Below are 565 nucleotides of genomic sequence, written 5' to 3' on the forward strand. Positions count from 1 at the left end.
ACGGCTTCATTTTCTTAGGTGAAGACAAAACGCCAATTAATTCAGGTGATGATTTAACTTATTTGCTTGATAGCGGCGAATAGCACCTCTTCATCAGGCTCACGCTGGTAGGGAATTTCTGCCAGCAACGGCTCGGGTAACATGGCTCTTAGAGAATGCAGGTTTTCCTGGTATCGCGTCATGTTACCTGTGATGTCGTTGGCTACCCACCCTTTGATGTTAAGCCCATCTGCGCGAATTGCTTCTGCGGTTAATAGCGCATGATTCAAGCAACCTAGTCGCATTCCTACAACTAAAATTACATCCATGTTGAGCGCTTTCACAACATCAGATAGATAATACGTAGGCGTATACTCATCGCCCACGATTAAGGGTAATCGCCACCCGCCAGCGCCTTCCATTAACAATAGATCTGACTGATAAGCTTGCAGTTTATCAAGGCCTTGCGCAATTTTTTCAAAGCTCAACGCCACACCTTCTTCAAGTGCAGCAATATGTGGCGCAATGGGCGGTCTTAATGCGATAGGGTTTATTTGATGTAAAGGAAGTGTCTGTCCACTTTCTT

General features: G+C 45.3%; 1 protein-coding gene. It reads right to left on the reverse strand.

The features are described from left to right. Window positions 1-53: 53 nt before the first annotated feature. Window positions 54-565 (reverse strand): dethiobiotin synthase (bioD, locus tag KL866_RS10825; RefSeq protein WP_214994999.1); only part of this gene is annotated, 512 nt, incomplete at its 5' end.

Source organism: Alteromonas sp. ALT199 (assembly GCF_018619335.1).
In the GTDB taxonomy this organism is placed as follows: Bacteria; Pseudomonadota; Gammaproteobacteria; order Enterobacterales; family Alteromonadaceae; genus Alteromonas.